The sequence below is a fragment of the Nocardia sp. NRRL S-836 genome (assembly GCF_001279525.1).
In the GTDB taxonomy this organism is placed as follows: domain Bacteria; phylum Actinomycetota; class Actinomycetes; order Mycobacteriales; family Pseudonocardiaceae; genus Lentzea.
Genome location: NZ_LGDY01000113.1, coordinates 1 through 22,175 on the forward strand (window position 1 = coordinate 1; position 22,175 = coordinate 22,175).

Sequence of the window (22,175 nt, forward strand, 5' to 3'; positions counted from 1 at the left end):
GGCCGCGGCTGGCCTCGTGGGCGGCTTGCAGGGAACGGGCGCACTCGGCCGCGGTCGGGCGGCGGTACGGATCGGAGGCGGTCATCGCCGTCAGCAGCGAGATCCAGGCCACCGGGAGGTCGATGGGGATGCGGGGCGGGCGGGCCAGGCGGGCCAGTGCGGCTTCCGCGTCGCCGCCGGGGTACTCGGAGCGGCCGGTCAGGCATTCGAGGAGGACCAGGCCCAGCGAGTAGATGTCGGCCGGGGGGCCCACGTCCGAGCCGCGGACCTGTTCGGGGGCCAGGTAGCCGGCGGTGCCGACCAGGATGCCGGACGAGGTGACCCTCGTGAGCTCGGGCACCAGTGCCAGGCCGAAGTCGGCGAGGTAGGCCTGCTTCTCCTCGTCGTCCAGCAGGATGTTCGACGGCTTCACGTCGCGGTGCACGACGCCGAGGCCGTGCACGTGGTCGAGGACCGCGGCGATCTGGCCGCCGATGCGGGCGACGAAGCGCGGGGGCAGCGGCTCGCGCATGCGTTGGCGCAGGGTGCCGCCGGAGATCTCGCGCATCACGAAGTACGGGCGCCGCGCCACCGTCCCGGACGTGTACACGGGGATGATGCCGGGGCAGGCGACCTCCGAGAGCATCGCCGCCTCGCGTTGCAGGCGGAGCTCGTCGTCGGGCAGGCCGGGACCGGTGAAGACCTTGATGGCGACCGAGGTGGTGGTCGAACGGTCGTAGGCGCGGTAGACCTCGGCCATGCCGCCGGAACCGAGCAGCGAGCCGACGACGAACCGGTCGTCGATCACCGCCCCGGTCAGGTCCCCGTCCCACGGCTCGCTCATGCGCCTCCAGTCATCGGCAAGCAACCTAACCGGTCGCGTGGAATTCCGGCTACCCGGCCGGTCTGAAGATCAAACGATCGGCGGCCGATCGAACGGTCGCGCGATCGCACCGGGCCGGGTTCCCGCACGTCCTACTGCTCCTCATCGGTGCGGACCGGCATGACGTAACCGGAAATCCTGCACGGCACACGCGCGTAGAACGATGGACCGCCATCCACGCGGTGGCGGACCATCCGGGTGATCAAGATCCGCCCAGGTCGTCACTCGAAGCGCAGCCGGTGGTAGACCTCGGCCGTCACCAGGCAGCCGGAGGTGCCGCGCCAGAGCCGGGCGACCCGCGCCCGCAGGTCGCTGCCGCCGCTCAGGGCCTGGGCGACGAACTGCACGCCGAGCAGCTCCGCCACCATCTGCTCGGCCGCGTGCCGGATGTTGACCTCGGGCTTGAGCTCGCCGCGTTCCCTCGCCAGCGCCAGCACCTCCCGCAGGATCGCGATCCAGCCGACCACCTGCCCGGCCGCCGCGATGTCGAAGAACGCCGCGTCACGCAACAGGCTCGCGCTCACCCGCACACCGGGATCGGTGTCCAGCCTGCGGACGAACTCGAACGACATCGCGACCAGCGCCTGCACCGGTGACTTCTCCGCGTCCAGGTACTCGTCGCGCAGCCGGTGCCACAGCGCCGACTGCTCCTCGACGATCGCGACGCCGAGCGCCTCCTTGGAGCGGAAGTGGCAATAAAGAGCGCCTTTCGACACGTCGGCGCGGGCGCACACGTCGGTGAGGCTGGAGCGGGCGAAGCCGTTGCGGTCGAACACCTCGGTCGCGGCCTGGAGCAGCTTCGAGCGGGTTCGTGCGGACTGCTCGCGTCTGACGTTCATGCCCCGGCCCGCACGGCGCCGGTCGCGGCCGCGACGGCGAACGTGTCCGGCAGGTGCCAGTACTGCTCTATCTCCCCCAGGTGCACGGAGAGCACCGCCGCGAACCGCGCCGTCACCTGCTCGCCGTTCGCGAGCACCCGCCAGCGCGCCCTCCCGAACACGGCCGCGTCGCCCCCGTCGACGACGACCTGCCGCACGGCGAGCTGCTCCAGGTCGAACGTGGCGAACAGGGTCAGGAACTGCGACTCGACCTCCCGGCGGGTGCGCGGTCCGAGTGCCCACCGGGCGCCGTTCGGGGTGGGCGCCTCCCATTCCACGGCGGGTGCGCACAGCCGCGCGATACCAGTAGCGTCCTGTGCCGCCAGCCGCGCGAGGAACACCTGGACCACTTCGACCGTCGAGAGCATTTTTCCTACCTTGTCAGCCAACTCATTGCGGTGGCAACGACGCCCATGACGATCACACTACTGAAGGCCGCACAATGTGAGGGCGCACCCCCCATCGGCCCAGCTCAGTTCCGCCGAACATCCGATCGACTGATTCCGGCGGTACGCGAAAGTTCAACGACCGGCGGTATCACCGCATTGCCCGGCTCGAAGTTCCCGGCTTTGCGGCATGGTTGATGACGCACCCGCCGTCTCACCGAAACGGAGCAGAACCGTGCTCAAGGCAGTCCGTGAAGCCCACGAGCACCAGGACACCCCGCCGATAACCGCCTTGATTCCCCAGGCGCGGCGAGAGCAGGGCCTCACCCAGCGCGAACTGGCGGACCTGTTGTGCGAGATCTCACAGAACGACAGCGTGACCCGTGAAGAAGTGTCGAGGTGGGAACGCGGGAAACGCATTCCCGGACCCTACTGGCGTGCCTGGATCAGCGCCGCGCTCGACGTGCCGCACGCCGAGGTCGACCGCGCCGCGGTGATCGAACGCGAATGCCGCAGGTCGAAGGCAGAAGACCACCACCACCAGCGGTGAGCGGGTGAACGGCAGGGGTTCACCCGCCCGCGGAGGACGGTGCCCGGCCCCCTCAACCGGGCGCCGTCCTCGCACAGGCTCAAGACTCACGGCGCGGGAGGTTTCCGCGGTGAAAAGTGAATGAGAGCGCGCTCGGGACTGCTCGATCAGCCGATCCCCGCAACAGCGGCTCCACCGGCCACAGACGTCGGAGGATTGACGGTCCAGACCTGTTACACCGACTCGGCACGAATCCTGACCACAAGGGCGCCGACAGCGCCGGGATCACAACTCGGCCGACTTCCACCGCCGCATTCCTCCTGTCGGCGAACAATCTCCGACTCCGCGCCACGCAGCCCGTTCCGGGCGGCCGCCAGGAGAAATACCTCGAATTCAGTTCCTCATGGGACCCGGACAATGCGTCGACTGCCGAGCGTCGACACCGAGACGAGGCCGAACGTTCTCCGGTGTGATTCTTCGACAAAGTGGACATCTCGACGCTCGATGGTGTCGCAACCCTTCGGCAGCCTCTCAGTCGATGTCGGCCAACTGGGACTGGAGGTCGTCCACGAACCGGCTGAGCAGGCGGCCGAACGTGCGCTGGTCGTCGCCGGACCAGTCGGCCACCGCGGCGGTGAACCGGCCGAGGACGGCCTCCAGGTAGCGGCCGGCCGCCGCGGCGCCGTCGTCGGTCAGCTCGACCAGGCGTGCGCGCTGGTCGTCCGGGTCGGTGACGCGGCGGACCAGTCCGGCGCGTTCCAGGTCGTGCAGGTGCCTCGTGACGTGTGGCCCGGCGACCTCCATCCGCCCGGCGATCTCCCCCACCCGCAACGGCCGCCCGGCCATGCGCAGGGTGATGAGCACCGTCAGGCCGGGGCGGTCGATCGCGATCCCGACGTTCTCCATCGCCCGCTCCACCAGCCGGCTGCGGTTGAGCACGGTGCCCAGCCGCATCAGGTGCGGCAGCAACTCCGCCGGATCCAGCCCTGACTCGCTCATCTCACACCTTACTTACCTAACTTAGGTATATGCTTGCCCTGATCGCCTGAACCGTAGCGATCATCGCGGCTCGAAAAATGATACCTAACTTAGTTATCTGGAGTAGCGCATGAGCACCGTCCTGATCTCCGGCGCCAGCATCGCCGGGCCCGCACTCGCGTTCTGGTTGCGGCGGCACGGCTTCGACGTCACCGTCGTGGAGCGGTCGCACACCCTGCGCGGCGGCGGCTACCCCATCGACATCCGCGGCACCGCGCTCGGCGTGGTCGAGCGGATGGGTCTGCTCCCCCGCCTGCGCGAGGCCCACGTGGACACGCAGCGGATCACGTTCCTCTCCGCCGACGGCAGCCAGGTGGCGTCGGTCCGCCCCGAAACGCTCGCCCACGGCGACCAGCACGACCTGGAGGTGCGCCGCGGCGACCTCGCCGAGATCCTCTACGACACCGTGCGCGACGACGTCGAGTTCCTCTTCGACAACACCATCGTCGCTATGGACGGCCACCCCGGCGGTGTGGACGTGACGTTCCGCAGCGGTTTGCAGCGCACGTACGACCACGTCATCGGCGCCGACGGGCTGCACTCCGGGGTGCGCGCGCTGACGTTCGGGCCGGAGGAGCAGTTCCACCGCTACCTCGGCTACTGCTTCGCGGGCTTCACGCTGCCCAACCACCTCGGCCTGAAGCAGGAGGCCCTGCTGTGGAACGAACCCGGCCGCGCCGCCGCCCTGTACGCGGTCGGCGAGGCCGAGACCGTGCACGGCTTCCTGAGCTTCACCCGCGCCGAGGCGCCGTTCGGCGCGTTCCAGGACCCGCACGCTCAGCGCGAGCTGGTGGCGTCGGTGTTCGCCGGCGACGGCTGGGAGGTGCCGGGGCTCGTCACGGCGATGCGGGCGGCCGACGACCTGTTCTTCGACACGGTCAGCCAGATCCGCATGCCGCGCTGGTCGTCCGGCCGGGTCGCGCTGGCCGGTGACGCCGCGCACGCCCCGTCGTTCCTGACCGGGCAGGGTTCCAGCCTCGCGCTGGTCGGCGCGTACGTGCTGGCCGGTCAGCTGGCCACGGCACCGGACCACGCGGCGGCGTTCGCGGCCTACGAACGCCAGACCCGGCCGTTCGTCGAGGCCAACCAGAACCTGGTCGACGAGGGTGACGCCGAGCTGTTCCCCGCCACGGCCGAGTCGCTGGCCGCCCGCAACGCCGCGCTGCGCGAACGCGAGACCATGCCCGCCGGCACCGGGCGGCCGGAGCACTCCGCCATGACGCTCCCGGAGTTCGCCAGGTAGCGGACAGGCCGCGCACAGGCCGTTCACAGGGAACGGGCCCAGTCTGGTTGGCATGACGGACAACCACGACCGCGGCCTGCGGTACGACCTCGCCACGCTCGTCGGGCGCAGGCGGGCGTTGACGTTGTTCGGCGGCGCGGGCCTCACCCTCGTGGCCTGCGCCCCGCCGACCACGACACCCGCCACGACCAGCACGTCCACAGCGGCGGAGGGCGGCGCGCTGGCGGCGATCCCCGAGGAGACCGCCGGGCCGTACCCCGGTGACGGCTCCAACGGCCCGAACGCGCTGACGCAGAGCGGCATCGTGCGCTCCGACATCCGGTCGAGCTTCGGGTCGTCGACGCGCACGGCCGAGGGCGTGCCGCTGACCATCGAGCTGACCGTGCGGCACGAGGACGGCAAGCCGTATGCGGGCGCCGCCGTGTACCTGTGGCACTGCGACATCAACGGCGACTACTCGATGTACTCCGACCGCGTGAAGGACGAGAACTTCCTGCGCGGGGTCCAGGAAGCCGACGCCGCGGGGAAGCTGAGGTTCGTGAGCGTCTTCCCCGGCGCGTACGCGGGGCGCTGGCCGCACATCCACTTCGAGGTCTACCCAAGCCTGACCGAGGCGACCAAGGCCGGCAACGAGGTCACCACCTCTCAGCTCGCGCTGCCCGAGTCGACCTGCAAGGAGGTCTACGGCACGACCGGCTACACCCAGTCGGTGCGGAACATGGCACGGTCCTCGTTGCAGCAGGACATGGTGTTCCGCGACGGCGTCGACCAGCAGCTGGCGACCATGTCCGGTGACGTGTCCTCCGGCTACACGGCCTCACTGACCTTCGCCGTGCAGGGCTAGCCACAGCTCGGCGCGCAGTCCGGGTGAGTCGAGCGAGCGGCCCAGCGCCTGCTCGGCTCTGCGCACGCGGTTCTTGAGCGTGTGCCGGTGGACGCCGAGCTGGGTGGCGGCCGGGTCCCACGCGCCGTGGTGGCTCAACCAGACCCGGATGGTCTCGCGGGTCTGCGCGTCGAGTGGGGCGAGCAGGGCGTCGGCGAACCCGTCCGGGAGCGGGAGGCGTCCGGCGAGCTCCTCGAACGTGCGGACGCCCGCCTTGCGCGCCTGCCGGGCTTCCCGGAGACCGCGGGCGACCTGCGTGGCGTCCACTTCGGACGACGCGAAGCCGTCGAACCGTTGTGCCAGCACGACCGTGTCACCGTCGTGCTCGGCCCAGAAGACGTCGGCGTCGGGTGGTTCGCCGACGAGGTGGACGCGGAACCGGCCGGGCAGGCCGTCGACCGGCACCCCCGCGAGCAGCATGCGGAGCTGGCCCGCGCGCAGCTCCCTGCGCGCCGCGTCGACGGCGTCGTTCTGCGCGAGGGCGAGGACGAGCAGGGAGGCGGCGGTGTTCACGATGCCGGGGTCGGGCCGGGCGGAGCCGACCGCGAGCACGCCGCGGGCCCGGCTGCCGAGCACCTGGAGGAAGACGTGGGTGCCGTCGAGCTCGAACGCCGCGCTGGCCAGGCCGCCCGCGGTCCGCAGCCGCGTGACCTCGGCGGTGAGGTCCGGCACGAGCCGCGGGTTGTGTGCGTGGACGGGCTGACCGGCGCCGTCGAGGAGCACGGCCCAGCCGTCGATCCACTGCCCGAGCCTGCGCACCACCGCCCCGACCCCCGACCGGACCGCGGCACGGGTGAGGGCGCGCTGGGCCTCGCTGGTGCGGGCCAGCGCGGCGTACTCGTCGGCGGCCAGCGCCTTCGACACAGCCTTGCTGATGGCGATGAACGGCACCTCGCGCGGCACCTCCACCAGGCCGAGCCCGGTGCGGCGGGCGGCGCCGACCAGCGCGGGCGGCACCACGGCGTGGCTGAGGCCGGTGCCGAACCCGAGTCCCACCACGCCCGCGCGGACCAGCCGTTCGACGTAGTCCTCCCCCGGCTCGCCGAGCCCGGTGGTCAGCAGCAGCTCGCCGCCCTCCAGGAACGGCGCCGGGTCCGCGAGCTCGGTGCCGTGCACCCACCCGACCGGCCGCGACACGTCCCCGGCGAGCACCGGCAGCCGCAACGTCGTCGCGAGCTCGTGCAGCGTGATGGGCATGTGCCAGTTTGTACATGCTGAGTCGCCTTGATGGCCATTTCAGGCACTGCAGACCGTGCGGACCGGGACCATGCTGAGCACATGACCCGACTGCGCACCTCACTGCCCGGCCCGAAGTCGCTGGAGCTCCAGGCGCGGCGGAAGGACGCCGTCGCCGCGGGGGTCGGCTCGACACTGCCGCTCTACATCGACTCCGCCGACGACGGCCTGCTGGTCGACGTCGACGGCAACCAGCTGATCGACCTCGGCTCCGGCATCGCCGTGACGACCGTCGGCAACCCGGCACCCGCGGTGGCCGAGGCGGTGCACGCGCAGATCGACCGGTTCAGCCACACCTGCTTCATGATCACGCCCTACGAGGGGTACGTCGAGGTGTGCGAGGAGCTCAACGCGCTCACACCCGGCACGCACGCCAAGCGCTCGGTGCTGTTCAACTCGGGCGCGGAGGCCGTGGAGAACGCGGTCAAGATCGCCCGGCACGTCACGGGCAGGCAGGCGGTCGTGGTGTTCGACCACGGCTACCACGGCCGCACGAACCTCACGATGGCGCTGACCGCCAAGAACATGCCGTACAAGCACCGGTTCGGGCCGTTCGCGCCGGAGGTCTACCGGGTGCCGGGGTCCTACCCGCTGCACGACGGCCTGACCGGCGCCGAGGCCGCCGCACGCGCGATCGCCGCGATCGAGAAGCAGGTCGGCGGCGACAACACCGCCGCCGTCGTGGTCGAACCGGTCCAGGGTGAGGGCGGGTTCATCGCACCGGCCCCCGGCTTCCTGCCCGCGGTCGCCGAGTGGTGCCGTGAGCGCGGCGTGCTGTTCGTGGCCGACGAGATCCAGACGGGGTTCTGCCGCACCGGTGCGTGGTTCGCCTGCGACCACGAGGACGTCGTGCCGGACCTGGTCACCACGGCCAAGGGCATCGCGGGCGGCCTGCCGCTCGCCGCCGTCACCGGTCGCGCCGAGATCATGGACGCCGTGCACGTCGGTGGCCTCGGTGGCACCTACGGCGGCAACCCGGTGGCGTGCGCGGCCGCGCTGGGCGCCATCCGCACGATGCGCGAGCGCGACCTGAACGCCGCCGCGCGCCGCATCGAGGAGACGGTCCTGGCCAGGCTGCGGGCGGTCGCGGAGAAGACCGACGTCATCGCCGAGATCCGCGGCCGGGGCGCGATGCTCGCCATCGAGTTCTCCGAACGCACGCCCGAGGTGGCCGCGCGCGTGGCCAAGGCGTGCCACGAACAGGGGGTCGTCGTGCTGACGTGCGGCACTTACGGCAACGTGATCCGTCTGCTGCCCCCGCTGGTCATCCCGGACGACCTGCTCGCCGAAGGCCTGGACGTTCTCGAAGGAGCATTGCTTTCATGACCCCTTTCCACACCCCGGAAGACGTCGAGAACGCGGTCGCCAAGGCCGCCGCTGTCGCACCGGAGCTCGCCGCGCTGCCCGCTCACCGCAGGGCCGCCGCGCTGGACCACGTGTCGCGGCGGCTGGCCGAGCGCGCGGAGGAGTTCGCGCAGGCCATCAACGACGACTCGGGCAAGCCGCTGAAGTGGGCGCGGGTCGAGGTGACCCGCGCGATCTCCACGTTCCGCTGGGCCGCGGAGGAGGCCCGCCGGTTCTCCGGCGAGCTGCAGCGCCTCGACACCGACCCGGCCGCCGAGGGACGGCTCGCGCTGGTGCGCCGGGTGCCGCGCGGACCGGTGCTGGGCATCGCGCCGTTCAACTTTCCGCTGAACCTCGTGGCGCACAAGGTGGCTCCGGCGCTCGCGGTCGGCGCGCCGATCGTGCTCAAGCCCGCGCCGGCCACGCCGAAGGCGGCGTTCCTGCTCGGCGAGCTGCTGGCCGAGACGGACCTGCCGGACGGCGCGTGGGCGGTGCTGCACCTGGCCAACGAGGACACCGCGCGGCTGGTGGAGGACCCGCGGCTGCCGGTGGTGTCGTTCACCGGGTCCGGCCCGGTCGGCTGGGGCATCAAGGACCGGGTGCCGCGCAAGCACGTGACGCTGGAGCTCGGTGGCAACGCGGCCGCGATCGTCGCACCCGACTGGCCGGACGTCGAGTTCGCCGCCCAGCGCATCGCCACGTTCGCTATGTACCAGGCCGGGCAGTCGTGCATCTCGGTGCAGCGCGTGTACGTGCACACCGACGTCTACGACGCGGTCGCGGAAGCCGTTGTGCGGCACGTGACCAAGCTCGACGTCGCCGGTGACGTCGGGCCGCTGGTCAACGACGCCGCGGCGGAACGGGTCGAGGCGTGGGTGCGGGAGGCCGGCGCCACCGTGCTCACCGGCGGCACCCGCGACGGCCGCACCTACGCGCCGACCGTGCTGACCGACGTGCCCGAGGCCGCGAAGGTGAACGCCGAGGAGGTGTTCGGCCCGGTGGTCACGCTCACCCGCGTGGACAGCGTCGAGGAGGCGTTCGACCGGGTCAACTCGTCGCGGTACGGCCTGCAGGCGGGGCTGTTCACCACCGACGTGCGGCTCGCTTTCCGCGCGGCGCAACGACTCCAGGTCGGCGGCGTGATCGTCGGCGACGTGCCGAGCTACCGCGCGGACCAGATGCCCTACGGCGGCGTGAAGGAGTCCGGCATCGGGCGGGAGGGCCTGCGCGCGGCGATGGACGACCTCACCGAGCAGCGGGTGCTCGTGCTGACCGGCCTGGAGCTGTGACGGCCGAGGTGCGGTAGCGGCTGGACGTCGCGTGCCTGGAATCGTTGGGGCACAGGCATTGCGTCCAGCCGCTAGTCGTACCCGCGGATGTGCCCGTCTTCGTCGGCGAGAATGTCGTGGCGGTCCATGTCACGCTCCTTACGTCGTGGCTGACCCCTACCAAGCTAAGGCTCCGCCGTCGTCTTGGGGAGCGAATTTGTGCGCCGATCGGGCTAGTCACGGATTAGCGAGGGAGCCGCCGCGCCACCACGTGTCGCCGGTAAACGGGTCGCCCGCGCCCCGGCAACGTTCTACGGTCCACCGAATGGATCTTTCCTCCCTCGCCGTGCCGCACACCCTGGCCCACCTGACACCGCTGCTGCCACCGGCCCCGGCACGCGTCCTGGAGGCCGGTTGCGGCCGCGGCGCACTGGCCGCCGCGCTGGCGGAGCTGGGCCACGACGTCACCGGCGTCGACCGCAACGCCGAGATGGCCGCCGCGGCACGGGAACGCGGCGTCGACGTCCTCCACGCCGACCTGCTCGACGTGTCGGGCGAGTACGACGTCGTGCTGTTCACGCGCTCGCTGCACCACGCGGAAGACCTGGACGCCCTCCTCACCCACGCCGTGACCCTGCTCGCGCCGGGTGGGCGGCTCGTGGTCGAGGAGTTCGGCTGGGAACGCGTCGACCAGGCCGCCGCGGAGTTTGTCCTCGACTCCGGCGCGCTGCTCCGCGCGGCCGGCGTGCTCGACACGGAGACGCCCGCGACGGACCTGCTCGGCGCGTGGGTCGAGCGGCACGAGCACCTGCACCGGGGCAGCGCGATGCTCGCCGCGCTCGGCCGGTTCGGTGCACTGACCACTGTGGACACCCCGATGCTGTGGCGCATGGTCGACGGCCGCGGTGGCCGGTGGCGCGACGCGGACCGCGCTCCCGACGTCCTCGCCGCCCTGCGTGCGGGCGAGGAACGCCGTCTCGCCGCGGGCACCCTCCCGCACGTGGGCATCGCCGCCAGCGCCTTGATCTCCACCTAGCTGGAGCTCCTAGGGTCGCCCCGACGGGTTCTTCCGACTGGTTCTTCCGACGTGGGGGTTGTGATGCGTGCGGTTCGAGTGCATGAGTTCGGCGGGCCCGAGGTGCTCCGCGCGGAGGAGGTGCCCGACCCGGTCGCCGGGCCCGGACAGGTCGTGGTCGGCGTCGAGGCCGCCGACGTGATCTTCCTCGACACGCTGCTGCGGCGCGGCTGGGGCGTCGACATCTTCCCCACGCACCCGCCGTACGTACCCGGTGGTGGCGGCGCGGGGCACGTGCTGTCGGTCGGCGACGGCGTGGACCCGGCCTGGGTCGGCAGGCACGTCATCGCCCGCGGGCCCGGTGGGTACGCCGAGCAGGTGGTCTGCGCGGTCGAGGACGTCGTCGCGGTGCCGGACGGCCTGGGCTCGCGGGAGGCCGCCGCGGTGCTGCACGACGGCGCCACCGCCGTGATGCTCCTGGGCCGGGCCGAGATCGCGGCGGGCGACTGGGTCCTCGTCGCGGCGGCGACCGGTGGGGCGGGCTCGCTGCTGGTGCAGCTGGCTCGGGGCGCCGGTGCGCGGGTCGTCGCGGCCGCGCGCGGTGAGCACAAGCTCGCGCTGGCCCGTGAGCTGGGGGCGGAGCTGGCGGTCGACTACTCGCTCGACGGGTGGCAGGAGCAGGTCGTGGCGGCAACCGGCGGGGTGGCCGTGGCGTTCGACGGCGCGGGCGGGCCGCTGGGCAGGGCGGTGTTCGAGACCGTGGCGCGTGGCGGGCGGTTCGTCACCTACGGCACATCGGACGGGTTCGCCGACATCGACCCGGACGTGGCCGCGGAGCGCCAGGTGCGCGTGGACAACGCGTTGGCGGACGGACCGCCTGCCCCGGCGACCGTGCGTGCGCTGCTCACGGAAGCGCTCGCGCTCACGGCGCAGGGCCGTATGCGCCCGGTCATCGGTGCGACGTACCCGTTGGCACAGGCCGAGAAGGCACACCGGGCGCTCGAAGAACGCACGACGCTCGGCAAGTCGCTCCTGCTGGCCTGACGGCGTTCCAGCGGCGTTCTAGCGCACGGCGGTCTCGGTGACCGCCCTCAGCGCCGCCACCACGGCCGAGAACGGCGGCAGGAACGGCTTGCCGACCGGGGTCTCCCCCAGCCACCCGACGCCACCGCGGTCGATCCGCGACGGCGGCAACGGCACGAGCGTGCCCAGCCGGTGCGTCAGCGCGCCGCGGGCACGCAGGCGGATCAGGTTGACCTGCGAGGCCTCGTCGGCGGACTCGGTGAGGATGAGCCACCGCCCGGGAGGCCCCGGCAGCGCGACCACCGGGCCGCCGAGCATCCGCACGGACAGGTAGTGCCGCACCTGGCCGCCGATGCCGGAGCCGAGCTCGACGGCGGAGACCTGGTGGTCCGTCGTCAGCAGCAGCCTGTTCTCCGAGCGCAGCACCAGCCAGCCCCAGTCCGAGTAACGTTCGATCGCGCTGGAGAACGTGTCGAGTTGCGGTAGTACTCCCTTAGGCGAGTTCATGGATCTCACCCTCACTTCATTGAGGTGTAACTCCGATCACACGATTTGACTCTTCGCCGCCATGAACTCACTATCGGGCCGCCATCGGCACACTTGAACGGGGCTGGAGAGCGTGACTCACCTGCGTGAACGCCATTTGACCATGATCGCGCTGGGTGGCGTGATCGGCGCCGGTCTGTTCGTCGGAACCGGCGCGGGCATCGCCGTCGCGGGCCCGGCCATCCTCATCTCGTTCGCATTGGCCGGAATTCTGGCCCTGCTCGTGATGCGCATGCTCGCCGAAATGGCGGCCGAACACCCCAGTGGCGGCGCGTTCTCCGTGCACGCGGAAAAGGCGATCGGGCCGTGGGCCGGTTTCACCGTCGGCTGGACCTACTGGTGCGCGGTCGTCGTGGTGCTGGCCGTCGAGGCGACCGGGGCGGCGAAGATCGCGTCCGGCTGGCTGCCGGCCGTGCCGCAGTGGGCGTGGGTGCTGATCTTCATGTCGGTCCTGACCGCCGTGAACCTCGCGAACGTGCGCAACTTCGGCGAGTTCGAGTTCTGGTTCGCGGGCCTCAAGGTCGCCGCGATCGTGCTGTTCCTGCTGCTCGGTGGCGCCGCGATCCTCGGCCTGCTGCCCGGCGTCGACTCGCCGGGTCTCGCGAACCTGCGCGACTTCGCACCCAACGGCTGGGGTGCCGTCGTCGCCGGCCTGATGGCGGTGGTGTTCGCGTTCGGCGGCCTGGAGGTCGTCACGATCGCCGCCGCCGACGCCGAGAACCCCGAGCGGGCCATCGGGAAGGCCGTGCGCACGTCCATCACCCGGCTGCTGGTGTTCTACCTGGGCTCGATGGCGGTCGTCGTGACCCTGTTGCCGTGGAACGACTCCGAGGTCGGCGCCAGCCCGTACGTGGCGGTGCTGAACAGGATCGGCATCCCCGGCGCCGCGCAGATCATGAACGTCGTCATCTTCGTGGCGCTGCTCAGCGCCGTCAACGCCACCCTCTACGGCGCCGCCCGCATGCTGTCCTCGCTCGCCGAGCGCGGCGAGGCGCCGAAGTCGTTGCTGGACCGCCGCAACGGCGTGCCGCGCAACGCCGTGCTGGCGTCGGTCGCGTTCGGGTTCGTCTCGGTGCTGCTGAACTACCTGTGGCCGGACACGGTGTTCCTGCTGCTGCTCAACGCCGTGGGCTCGGCGCTGCTGGTGGTGTGGGGGTTCATCGCGGTGTCCCAGCTGCGGCTGCGCCGGACGATCGCCCGGCCGGCCGTGCCGATGTGGGGCCACCCCTACCTGTCCTGGCTCGCGCTGGCCGGGATCGTGGCGATCATCGGGCTGATGCTGGCCGACGACCGGGCCCGCGGGCAGATCCTGTCCACGGGCGTGCTGGTCGCCGTCATCGCGGCCGCCGGGGTGGGCAGGTCGGCGCTGCGCCGGCGCGGCGCCGACCGGACCTGACGGCGGGAACTCCGCGCCCCGCAACGACTCCGGTCGCCCAGGTGACACACGGCTGCCGCGGATCCAGTCCGCGGCAGCCGCTCGTTGCCTAGTCGACGATGTTCCTGAGCCGCACCGCGTGGTACTTGCTGTCCGGCTCGAGCCCGTACCGCAGCACCCGGTGGTCGGTGCCGTGCCCACCGCGCTGCTCGTACGCCAGGTATTCGGTCCGGTCGGTCGTGGTCCACCTCTCGAAGATCACCACGTGCCGGAAGTCGGCGGGCCCGGGCTCGTCCACGGCGTCGATGAACAGGTCACCCGGCTTCAGCTCCGCGACGGGCACCGGAACCGTGTACCTCGGCGACACCAGCGCGACGGTGTCCGGCCCGCCCCTGGGGTACACATTTCCCAGCTTCGCCGCCATGGACACATATCCGGAGCAGTCCTGCCGGTATCCGTCCACCCAGAACTGCTCCATGCTGTACGGCACCTGCGCGCCGTTGTCCGCCGTCAGCCAACCGGCCGCGCGCTGCAGCATCTCGGCCCTCGTGACCTGCGGTGTCACCGGTGCGGACGGCTCCGCGTGGACCGCGGGCGCGGTCACGAGCGCCAGGCTCAGAACTGCGGCGAGCACCGATGAAACGAACTTCATCTTTCACCCCTGCTGCGAGTGGAGCCCGATCTCGCTTTCCACGACAGCAGCGGCAGGTGGCGAAGTCAAAGGTTTACCCGCACAACAGCCGGGTAGGCCGGCCTGCGGTTAACCCGGTCGAGCGCGACCACCCCACGACCGTGTGAACGCGGTGTCCTAGGCCGACTTCTGAGGCGTCAGCAGCTCGTTGATCGCGTCCAGCGAGATGCCCAGCGCACCCGCGAGCGCGGCGATGGTGAAGAACGACGGCGTGGGAGCGCGACCGGTCTCGATCTTGCGCACCGTCTCGGCGGACAGACCGGCCCTGGCCGCGATCTCGACCATGCTCGCCTGACCGCGCGCGTCGCGCAGCAACTGCCCGAGCCGCCTGCCCCGCTCCCGCTGCAGCGAACTCAAGGGGATGCGCACCATGCCCGCGGATTCTACGCCTACTTCGGCCCGCGGTCGGCGTGAGAAAAGTCCATTGCGACGCGAGCCGACCACCGCATAAGTTCGAAGTACACAAGAGAGGAGGTGGTCCAAAGTTGTATAGCTATCGGACTCGTGAGGTGGCTGTCCGCTAGGACCAGCCCTCGGTGACGCCTAAGCGAATACCAGGCAGCCACCCGGCCCCCGGACTTCGAGCACTGGTCCTGCTCGGCCCGCTCACGCGGGAGTCGTCCGGGGGTTGTCCCATTTCCGGGCTACAGGACCTTCTTCAACGCCTTGAGGTCGGCCACGAACGCGTCGTACGCGGTGGTGTAGTCCTCGGCCCGCAGCACGGACGAGGGGTGCACGGTCACCCCGACCCGCAGCCCGTCGTGCTCCACGACCTCGCCGCGGTGCTCGGTGAGCTTGAACGAGGGCCCGAGCAACGCCTTCGCCGCCACGGCCCCCAGGCACACGACCAGCTCCGGCTTGACCACGCGCAGCTCCTCGCGCAGCCACGGGAAGCACGCGACCACCTCGGAGCGGCGGGGCTGCTGGTGGATCCTGCGCTTGCCGCGCTCGGTGAACTTGAAGTGCTTGACCGCGTTCGTCAGGTAGACCTCGGGCCGGGAGATGCCGGCGGCGTCCAGCGCCTTGTCCAGCAACCGGCCGGCCGGGCCGACGAACACGTGCCCCTCGACGTCCTCGTGGTCGCCGGGCTGCTCCCCCACCATCATCAGCCGGGCCTTCACCGGGCCCTCGCCGAACACCGTCTGGTGGGCGTCGCGGTACAGCTCGCAGCCGCGGCAGCCGGCGGCGGCGGAACGCAACGCCGCCCAGCCCTTCCCCTCGGGGACGAACTGGGCGGCGGAAGCGGTGGTGTTACTCGGCCGAGCGGAAGGCATCCTTGACCTTCTCGCCGGCCTGCTTCAGAGAGCCCTTGGCGCGCTCGGCACGGCCCTCGGCCTGCCACTGCTCGTTGTCCGTGGCGTCGCCGATGGCTTCCTTGGCACGGCCCTTGAGCTCTTCGGCCTTGTTCTCGATCTTGTCGTCGGCACCCATGGATCAGGCTCCTTCGTTAGCCGTCAGCTACGTTGATCGGTTACCCGGCGAGCACCGTCCGAAACAGTTGATAAGGTGATCACTCGCGGTTGAGAACCCAGCCGCAAGCCGATGAGACGGCTTGCTCTGGGTGTGCCCGCCCTTCGCAAGATGAGCTACTCCGAGCGACGTCGTCCACCGGCATGCCGCTGTGACCATGACGACGTGAAAGGAGTCGGCGGTGTCGTCCGCGAGAATCACCGCCCTCGAGGCCGAGGTGGCAGGGCTGCGCAAGGCTCTGGCATCGAGGACCGTCATCGGGCAGGCCACGGGCCTGATCGCCGCACGCAAACCCTGCACACCCCAGCAGGCGTTCCAGCTGCTGGTGCACATTTCGCAGCACCACAACATCAAGCTGCACGTCGCCGCCGACCGCCTGGTCGCGGCGTTCGTGCACGCCCACCTGGGTCGGCCGGTGAACCCGGCCGACCAGGCGTTGTGGGATCACGTCAGCGCGACCACGGCGAACGAGTCGGGGGAGAGCGACGACGGGTTCGCCGAGGAGGTCAGCAGCACGTCCCCCTGAGGTAGCGGGACGGGGATCGTGCCGAGGTTCACCACCACGCGGGTTCCGCCGCGGTGCAGCACGAAGCACTCCCCGTCCTGCTCCACCAGGAACCTGTCCAACCGCGGGTCGGCCAGCTCAGGGCGGGAGCGGCGCAACCCGATCAGCGCACGATAGGTCTCGTACACCTTCGCGTGGTCGCTTTCTCCCAGTTCGTCCCACTTCAGGCGCGAGTTCTCCACCGTCTGCGGCGACATCGGGTCGGGGACCTCGGACTCACCCCAGCCGTGCCGCGCGAACTCCCTGCGCCGCCCGGTCCTGACCGCCTCCGCGAGCTGCGGGTCGGGGAAGGACGCGAAGAACTGCCACGGCGTGGAAGCCGCCCACTCCTCCCCCATGAAGAGCATGGGCGTGTAGGGCGAGCACAGCACGATCGCCGCCGCGCACAACAACTTCCCGGTGGACACGGATGCGGGCAACCGGTCACCGGCCGCGCGGTTGCCGACCTGGTCGTGGTTCTGCGTGTAGGCGAGGAACCGGTGACCCGGGATCAGCGCCGTGTCGACCGGCTTGCCGTGGTGCTTCTCCCGGAACGACGACCACGTGCCGGCGTGGAAGAACACCTTCTCCAGCGTGTTCTTCAACGCTCCCGGTGCCGCGAAGTCCGCGTAGTACCCGAAGGTCTCACCCGTCAGTGCGACGTGCAGGGCGTGGTGCAGGTCGTCCGACCACTGCGCGTGCAGGCCGGTGCCGCCGCCTTCGCGTGCGGTCACGAGCCGTGCGTCGTTCAGGTCGGACTCGGCGATCAGCGTCAGCGGCCGGCCGAGAGCGGCCGACAGCGCGTCCACCTCGACCGCGAGCTCCTCCAGCACGTGCACGGCCCGGTGGTCGGCCAGCGCGTGCACCGCGTCGAGCCGCAGGCCGTCCACGTGGAAGTCGCGCAGCCACTGCAGGGCGTTGTCGATCACGTACCGGCGCACCTCGTCCGAGCCGGGCCCGTCGAGGTTGAGGCCGGGACCCCAGTCGTTGCTGCCCGCGAAGTACGGGCCGAACCGGTCGAGGTACGCCCCGGACGGGCCGAGGTGGTTGTAGACGACGTCCAGCAGCACGGCCAGGCCGCGTGCGTGGCAGGCGTCGACGAACCGCTTGAACCCGTCCGGGCCGCCGTAGGGCTCGTGCACCGCGCCCCACAGCACGCCGTCGTAGCCCCAGCCCTCGGTCCCGTCGAAGCTGTTGACCGGCATGACCTCGACGAACGTGACGCCCAGGTCCACCAGGTGGTCGAGCTTCCCGATCGCCGAGTCGAACGTGCCCTCCGGCGTGAACGTGCCGATGTGCAGCTCGTAGATCACACCGCCGGGCAACGCGCGCCCGGTCCACGCCTCGTCGCTCCACTCGTAGGTGTGCCGGTAGACGCGGGACGCCTCGTGCACGCCGTGGGGCTGCCACAGCGACCGTGGATCCGGCAGCGCGTCGCCGCCGACCACGAACGCGTAGTCCGTGCCCTCGGCGTCGCTGTGCCACCAGTCGCCGTCGCGCTTCATCTCGTGGTCGACACCGTCGACGCGGACGTGCACCGACTCGGGCGTCGGTGCCCACACGGAAAAGCTCACGATTCCCCTCGCACGAGCAGAGCCACCGGATAGCGGTCGAGCAGCGCGGCCAGGTCCTCCGTCGCGGGCCGGCCGCTCAGCACGTCCGTCCACTCCGGACCCGGCAGCGGCAGGACCGTGCCCTGCCAGCCCTTGCGCGCCAGCGTCACCGGCAACCGGGTCGCGACCGTGATGACGTTCCCGCGCTGGAACGCCAGCACGTGCTCGGCGGCGGGGCCTTCCGCGCGCAACGGCCGGTAGCCGTGGAAACCGCGGGCCTTCGCCTGCAACGCCCGGTGCACCACCAGCATCTTCGCCGCGCCCGTGTCGTCGACCTCCGGCAGCCAGCCGTCCTCGATGCGGGCGAGCAGCTCCCTGCGCAGCTCGTAGTCGACCGGCCTGCGGTTGTCCGGGTCGACCAGCGAGTAGTCCCACAGCTCGGTGCCCTGGTAGATGTCCGGCACGCCGGGCGCGGTGAGCTGCACCAGCTTCTGCCCCAGCGAGTTCGACCAGCCCGGCACCTTGATCCGCTCGGCGAACGCGGCGACCTCGGGCAGCCCGAGAACCTTCGCGGGCCACGCGGCCACCTCGGCGTCGAAGTCCGCGTTGCGGTCGACCCACGACGTGGCGATCTTGGCCTCGCGCGAGGCCTTCTCCAGGTACTGCGCCAGGCGTTCCTCGGTGAGCGGCCACGCGCCGACCAGTGACTGCCAGGCCAGCCGGTTGAGCGACGGCTCCGGCAGCCCGTACCGCGCGGTCATGTCCTCCTCGAACGCCAGGTACTCGTCCGGGATCTCCGCCAGGACCGCGAGCCGGGCCCGCACGTCCTCCGACCGCTTGGTGTCGTGGGTGGTCAGCGTCGTCATCGACCGCGGCCAGCTGGCCTCACGGGCGGCGGCGCGCTGGTGGAACTCCTCCACCGGCATGCCGAACCGGTCCGGTGAGCCGCCGACCTCGTTGAGCGCCACGAAGTTCGTGTACCGGTAGAACGCGGTGTCCTCGGTGCCCTTCGCGACGACCATGCCCGAGGTCTGCTGGATCCGGGTGGCCAGCTCGCCGTGCGGGTCGGCGCGGACCTGCTCGTCCAGCGCCTTCACCGCCGGCGAGGACGACAGCCGCACCGCGGTGTCCCAGTGCTCCAGGCCCTCCGGCAGGTACGACCGGTAGACCGGGAAGTTGACCATCACCTCGGCGACGGCCGCGCACGCGTCCTCGAACGGCACGCCCTGGACCAGCCGCGCGATCCGCCGCACCTCGGCGACCAGGATCGAGTCCGCGACCTGCCGGCGTGACGCGTGCTCGACGTCGTGGAAGCTCGGCTCCCCGTTCCGGGGCCCGAACGCGTCCGCGGGCGCGATGAACACGCCGCAGATCTCGCGCAACGCGTCGTAGCCCGTCGTGCCGTCGACCGGCCAGCTCTGCGGCAGCGTCTCGTCCGGCCCGAGGATCTTCTCGACGACGATCCAGCCGTCGAACCTCTCCCGCAGCTGCCGGAAGTAGCCGCCGGGGTCGGCGAGACCGTCCGGGTGGTCGATCCGCAGGCCCTCGGCACCCCACCGCAGCACCTCGCCGTGGGTCGCGTGGAAGACCTCGGGGTCCTCGACCCGCACCGCCGCCAGCTCGGTGATGTCGAAGAACCTGCGGTAGTTGAGCTCCTCGTTGCCACGCCGCCAGTTGACCTTGACGTAATGGTCGTGCTCCTCGTCGGCGGCGTCCTCGGCCAGCACGGGCAGCAGGACGCGGCCGGAGGACCAGTCGATGTCGAAGTACCGGGCGTACGGCGACTCCTGGCCCTTCTCCAGCACGTCCTCCCACCACGGGTTCGGCACCGCCATGTGGTTGGGCACGATGTCGACGTACAGGCCGATGCCGAGCTCGGTCAGCTTGTCCTGCAACGCCTCGCGGGCCTGCTTGCCGCCGAGCTCCCGCCGGGTCTGCGTCGGGTCGGTGACGTCGTAGCCGTGCGTGGACCCCTCGCTCGCTTCGAGCAGCGGCGAGGCGTAGAGCCCGTGCACGCCCAGGCGTGCGAGGTAGTCCGCGATGGCCTCGGCGTCGGCGAAGGTGAAGTCCGGGGTGAACTGGAGGCGGTAGGTGGAGTACGGCGCCCCCATCAGCCGGTCCTCTGCAGCACGACCAGCGACCGCGCGGTCAGCGCGAGGCTGCCGCCGGCGACGATCGGTTTCTGCGCGTCGCCGACCTGGCCGGTCGCCGTGTCGACCACGACCGTCCACTCAGGACCGTAGGAGCTGTCCGGCAGCGTCACCTGGATGTCCTCGTGGTGTGCGTTGAACGCCATCAGGAACGAGTCGTCGACCACCCGCTGGCCACGCGAGTCGAGGTCCGGCATGCCCTCACCGTTGAGGAAGACGACGATGCACTTGCCGAAGTCGTCCTCCCAGTTCTGCTCGGTCATCTCTTCGCCGGCCGGGGTGAACCACGCGATGTCGCGCAGCTCGTCGCCCTTGCGGATCGGCCGGCCCGCGAAGAACCGCTTGCGCCGGAACACCGGGTGCTGCTTGCGGAACCTGGTCAGCGCCGCGGTGAACTCGACCAGCTCGGAGTGCGGCTCCAGCAACGACCAGTCGACCCACGAGACCTCGTTGTCCTGGCAGTACGCGTTGTTGTTGCCGTTCTGCGTGCGCGCGAACTCGTCGCCGTGCAGGATCATCGGCACGCCCTGCGACAGCACCAGGGTGGCCATCAGGTTGCGCCGCTGGCGGGCCCGCAGCTCCAGGACCTGCTCGTCGTCGGTCGCGCCCTCGACGCCGCAGTTCCACGAGCGGTTGTGGCTCTCGCCGTCGTTGTTGTCCTCGCCGTTGGCCTCGTTGTGCTTGTCGTTGTACGACACCAGGTCGTTCATCGTGAAGCCGTCGTGGGCGGTGACGAAGTTGATCGACGCGTACGGCCGGCGGCCGTCGTCCTGGTAGAGGTCCGACGAACCGGTGATGCGCGAGGCGAACTCGCCCAGCGTCGCCGGCTCACCGCGCCAGAAGTCGCGCACGGTGTCGCGGAACTTGCCGTTCCACTCCGTCCACAGCGGAGGGAAGTTGCCGACCTGGTAGCCACCGGGACCGACGTCCCACGGCTCCGCGATCAGCTTGACCTGCGAGACCACCGGGTCCTGCTGCACGACCTCGAAGAACGTCGCCAGCCGGTCGACGTCGTAGAACTCGCGCGCCAGCGTGGCCGCGAGGTCGAACCGGAAGCCGTCGACGTGCATCTCGGTCACCCAGTACCGCAGCGAGTCCATGATCAGCTGCAGGGTGTGCGGCGTCCGCACGTTCAGCGAGTTACCGGTGCCCGTGTAGTCCATGTAGAACTTGGGCTCGTCGTCCATCACCCGGTAGTAGGCCAGGTTGTCGATGCCCTTCATCGACAGCGTCGGCCCGAGGTGGTTGCCCTCCGCGGTGTGGTTGTAGACGACGTCGAGGATGACCTCGATGCCCGCCTGGTGCAGCGCCCGCACCATGCCCTTGAACTCCTGCACCTGGTTCAGCGGCAGCGCCGCGTAGCCGTCGTGCGGAGCGAAGAACCCGATGGTGTTGTAGCCCCAGTAGTTGCTGAGCCGGCGCTCCTGCAGCGTGTGGTCGCTCACGAACTGGTGCACGGGCATCAGCTCGACCGCCGTGACACCCAGCTTGAGGAGGTGGTCGATCATCACCGGGTGGGCCAGGCCGGCGTACGTGCCGCGCAGCTTCGGCGGGATCTCCGGGTGGTCGATCGTCAGGCCGCGGACGTGCGCCTCGTAGATGACGGTCTCGTTGTACGGCGTCCTGGGTGCGCGGTCGCTCGTCCAGTCGAAGAACGGGTTGACCACGACCGACTTCGGCACGAACTGCGCCGAGTCCGCGTCGTTGCGCTCGTCCGGGCTGCCGAACTTGTAGCCGTACAGCGCCTCGTCCCACACCAGGCCGTCGGAGATGGCCTTCGCGTACGGGTCGATCAGCAGCTTGTTGGGGTTGCAGCGCAGGCCCCGCTCCGGGTCGTACGGCCCGTGCACGCGGTACCCGTACCGCTGGCCGGGGCCGACGCCGAGCAGGTAACCGTGGTGGACGAAGCCGTCCACCTCCGGCAACCGAACGCGTGTCTCGGTGCCATCGTCGTCGAAAAGACAGAGCTCCACATATTCAGCAACTTCGGAGAACAGGGCGAAATTCGTTCCTACGCCGTCGTAACCAGCGCCAAGCGGATACGGCCTGCCGGGCCAGGGTCGCACGATGCTCCTCACGCGGTAGCGATACCCACACGACCCTATCCGTCTAACCGCGTTGCGGCATTATGCACAAACCGT

22 protein-coding genes are annotated in these 22,175 nt (G+C 70.6%); 9 read left to right on the forward strand and 13 right to left on the reverse strand.

Annotated elements, in window-relative coordinates; genetic code table 11:
* The 3 genes from ADL03_RS27510 to ADL03_RS27520 all read right to left on the reverse strand — a co-directional run.
* The coding region (locus ADL03_RS27510) for a serine/threonine-protein kinase (protein ID WP_053736462.1) at positions 1-823 on the reverse strand (823 nt) is incomplete at its 3' end.
* Between the two features lie 260 nt (positions 824-1,083).
* Positions 1,084-1,701, reverse strand: coding sequence for a ScbR family autoregulator-binding transcription factor (locus tag ADL03_RS27515; RefSeq protein WP_053736463.1), 618 nt, complete (start codon positions 1,699-1,701; stop codon positions 1,084-1,086).
* Positions 1,698-2,108 carry a nuclear transport factor 2 family protein gene (locus tag ADL03_RS27520; RefSeq protein WP_053736464.1) on the reverse strand — a complete coding sequence of 137 codons (411 nt, stop codon included), beginning with the start codon at positions 2,106-2,108 and terminating at the stop codon, positions 1,698-1,700. The genes ADL03_RS27515 and ADL03_RS27520 overlap by 4 nt, the downstream gene beginning before the upstream one ends.
* Before the next feature lie 253 nt (positions 2,109-2,361).
* Between ADL03_RS27520 and ADL03_RS27525 the strand changes: the two genes are divergently transcribed.
* Positions 2,362-2,676: a helix-turn-helix transcriptional regulator gene (locus ADL03_RS27525; RefSeq protein ID WP_063798729.1), complete on the forward strand. Its 315-nt coding sequence runs from the start codon at positions 2,362-2,364 to the stop codon at positions 2,674-2,676.
* Between the two features lie 510 nt (positions 2,677-3,186).
* Here the strand turns inward: ADL03_RS27525 and ADL03_RS27530 are convergent.
* Entirely contained in the window at positions 3,187-3,654 is a 468-nt protein-coding gene (locus tag ADL03_RS27530; protein WP_053736465.1) for a MarR family winged helix-turn-helix transcriptional regulator, read from the reverse strand.
* Between the two features lie 109 nt (positions 3,655-3,763).
* On the opposite strand from ADL03_RS27530, the gene ADL03_RS27535 reads away from it, so the two are divergent.
* Both ADL03_RS27535 and ADL03_RS27540 read left to right on the forward strand, forming a co-directional pair.
* Complete coding sequence (locus tag ADL03_RS27535) at positions 3,764-4,936, forward strand: FAD-dependent monooxygenase (RefSeq protein WP_053736466.1); 1,173 nt, start codon at positions 3,764-3,766, stop codon at positions 4,934-4,936.
* A 52-nt stretch (positions 4,937-4,988) separates the two neighbouring features.
* Positions 4,989-5,780 carry an intradiol ring-cleavage dioxygenase gene (locus ADL03_RS27540; RefSeq protein ID WP_053736467.1) on the forward strand — a complete coding sequence of 264 codons (792 nt, stop codon included), beginning with the start codon at positions 4,989-4,991 and terminating at the stop codon, positions 5,778-5,780.
* Here the strand turns inward: ADL03_RS27540 and ADL03_RS27545 are convergent.
* A complete protein-coding gene (locus ADL03_RS27545; RefSeq protein WP_053736468.1) occupies positions 5,754-7,016 on the reverse strand; it encodes a PucR family transcriptional regulator in 1,263 nt (420 codons plus the stop codon). The two genes, ADL03_RS27540 and ADL03_RS27545, sit on opposite strands and share 27 nt — an antisense overlap.
* 81 nt (positions 7,017-7,097) lie before the next feature.
* Between ADL03_RS27545 and gabT the strand changes: the two genes are divergently transcribed.
* The 4 genes from gabT to ADL03_RS27565 all read left to right on the forward strand — a co-directional run bounded on the left by gabT (position 7,098) and on the right by ADL03_RS27565 (position 11,726).
* Entirely contained in the window at positions 7,098-8,381 is a 1,284-nt protein-coding gene (gene gabT, locus ADL03_RS27550) for a 4-aminobutyrate--2-oxoglutarate transaminase (RefSeq protein WP_157529364.1), read from the forward strand.
* On the forward strand, positions 8,378-9,688 hold the full coding sequence (locus ADL03_RS27555; RefSeq protein ID WP_082373522.1) for an aldehyde dehydrogenase family protein: 1,311 nt from the start codon (positions 8,378-8,380) through the stop codon (positions 9,686-9,688). Before gabT ends, ADL03_RS27555 begins: the two co-directional genes overlap by 4 nt.
* Before the next feature lie 304 nt (positions 9,689-9,992).
* Positions 9,993-10,703, forward strand: a complete 711-nt coding sequence (locus tag ADL03_RS27560) for a bifunctional 2-polyprenyl-6-hydroxyphenol methylase/3-demethylubiquinol 3-O-methyltransferase UbiG (protein WP_082373523.1) — start codon at positions 9,993-9,995, stop codon at positions 10,701-10,703.
* A 63-nt stretch (positions 10,704-10,766) separates the two neighbouring features.
* Entirely contained in the window at positions 10,767-11,726 is a 960-nt protein-coding gene (locus tag ADL03_RS27565; RefSeq protein ID WP_053736519.1) for a zinc-binding dehydrogenase, read from the forward strand.
* 18 nt (positions 11,727-11,744) lie between these two features.
* Here ADL03_RS27565 and ADL03_RS27570 read toward each other — a convergent pair whose 3' ends face one another.
* Positions 11,745-12,212: a hypothetical protein gene (locus ADL03_RS27570; protein ID WP_053736471.1), complete on the reverse strand. Its 468-nt coding sequence runs from the start codon at positions 12,210-12,212 to the stop codon at positions 11,745-11,747.
* Positions 12,213-12,354: 142 nt separating this feature from the next.
* Here ADL03_RS27570 and ADL03_RS27575 point away from each other — a divergent pair, with 142 nt between their 5' ends.
* A complete protein-coding gene (locus tag ADL03_RS27575) occupies positions 12,355-13,647 on the forward strand; it encodes an amino acid permease (RefSeq protein WP_082373524.1) in 1,293 nt (430 codons plus the stop codon).
* Positions 13,648-13,735: 88 nt separating this feature from the next.
* Here the strand turns inward: ADL03_RS27575 and ADL03_RS27580 are convergent, their stop codons facing one another.
* The 4 genes from ADL03_RS27580 to ADL03_RS27595 all read right to left on the reverse strand — a co-directional run bounded on the left by ADL03_RS27580 (position 13,736) and on the right by ADL03_RS27595 (position 15,748).
* Complete coding sequence (locus tag ADL03_RS27580; RefSeq protein WP_053736473.1) at positions 13,736-14,278, reverse strand: hypothetical protein; 543 nt, start codon at positions 14,276-14,278, stop codon at positions 13,736-13,738.
* Between the two features lie 156 nt (positions 14,279-14,434).
* Positions 14,435-14,689 (reverse strand): helix-turn-helix domain-containing protein, encoded by a 255-nt coding sequence (locus tag ADL03_RS27585; protein ID WP_053736474.1) that lies wholly within the window; start codon positions 14,687-14,689, stop codon positions 14,435-14,437.
* A gap of 272 nt (positions 14,690-14,961) precedes the next feature.
* Entirely contained in the window at positions 14,962-15,591 is a 630-nt protein-coding gene (locus tag ADL03_RS27590) for a UdgX family uracil-DNA binding protein (RefSeq protein WP_082373525.1), read from the reverse strand.
* Entirely contained in the window at positions 15,569-15,748 is a 180-nt protein-coding gene (locus tag ADL03_RS27595) for a CsbD family protein (RefSeq protein WP_053736476.1), read from the reverse strand. The genes ADL03_RS27590 and ADL03_RS27595 overlap by 23 nt, the downstream gene beginning before the upstream one ends.
* Positions 15,749-15,968: 220 nt before the next feature.
* On the opposite strand from ADL03_RS27595, the gene ADL03_RS27600 reads away from it, so the two are divergent.
* Entirely contained in the window at positions 15,969-16,313 is a 345-nt protein-coding gene (locus ADL03_RS27600; protein ID WP_053736477.1) for an ANTAR domain-containing protein, read from the forward strand.
* Here the strand turns inward: ADL03_RS27600 and treZ are convergent.
* From treZ to glgX, 3 genes are read right to left on the reverse strand one after another with little or no spacing between them, the layout of a single operon-like run.
* A complete protein-coding gene (gene treZ / locus ADL03_RS27605) occupies positions 16,232-17,908 on the reverse strand; it encodes a malto-oligosyltrehalose trehalohydrolase (RefSeq protein ID WP_197288704.1) in 1,677 nt (558 codons plus the stop codon). The two genes, ADL03_RS27600 and treZ, sit on opposite strands and share 82 nt — an antisense overlap.
* Positions 17,902-19,995: a malto-oligosyltrehalose synthase gene (gene treY / locus ADL03_RS27610; protein ID WP_053736479.1), complete on the reverse strand. Its 2,094-nt coding sequence runs from the start codon at positions 19,993-19,995 to the stop codon at positions 17,902-17,904. The genes treZ and treY overlap by 7 nt, the downstream gene beginning before the upstream one ends.
* Positions 19,995-22,100, reverse strand: coding sequence for a glycogen debranching protein GlgX (glgX, locus tag ADL03_RS27615; protein ID WP_053736480.1), 2,106 nt, complete (start codon positions 22,098-22,100; stop codon positions 19,995-19,997). The genes treY and glgX overlap by 1 nt, the downstream gene beginning before the upstream one ends.
* Positions 22,101-22,175 lie beyond the last annotated feature (75 nt).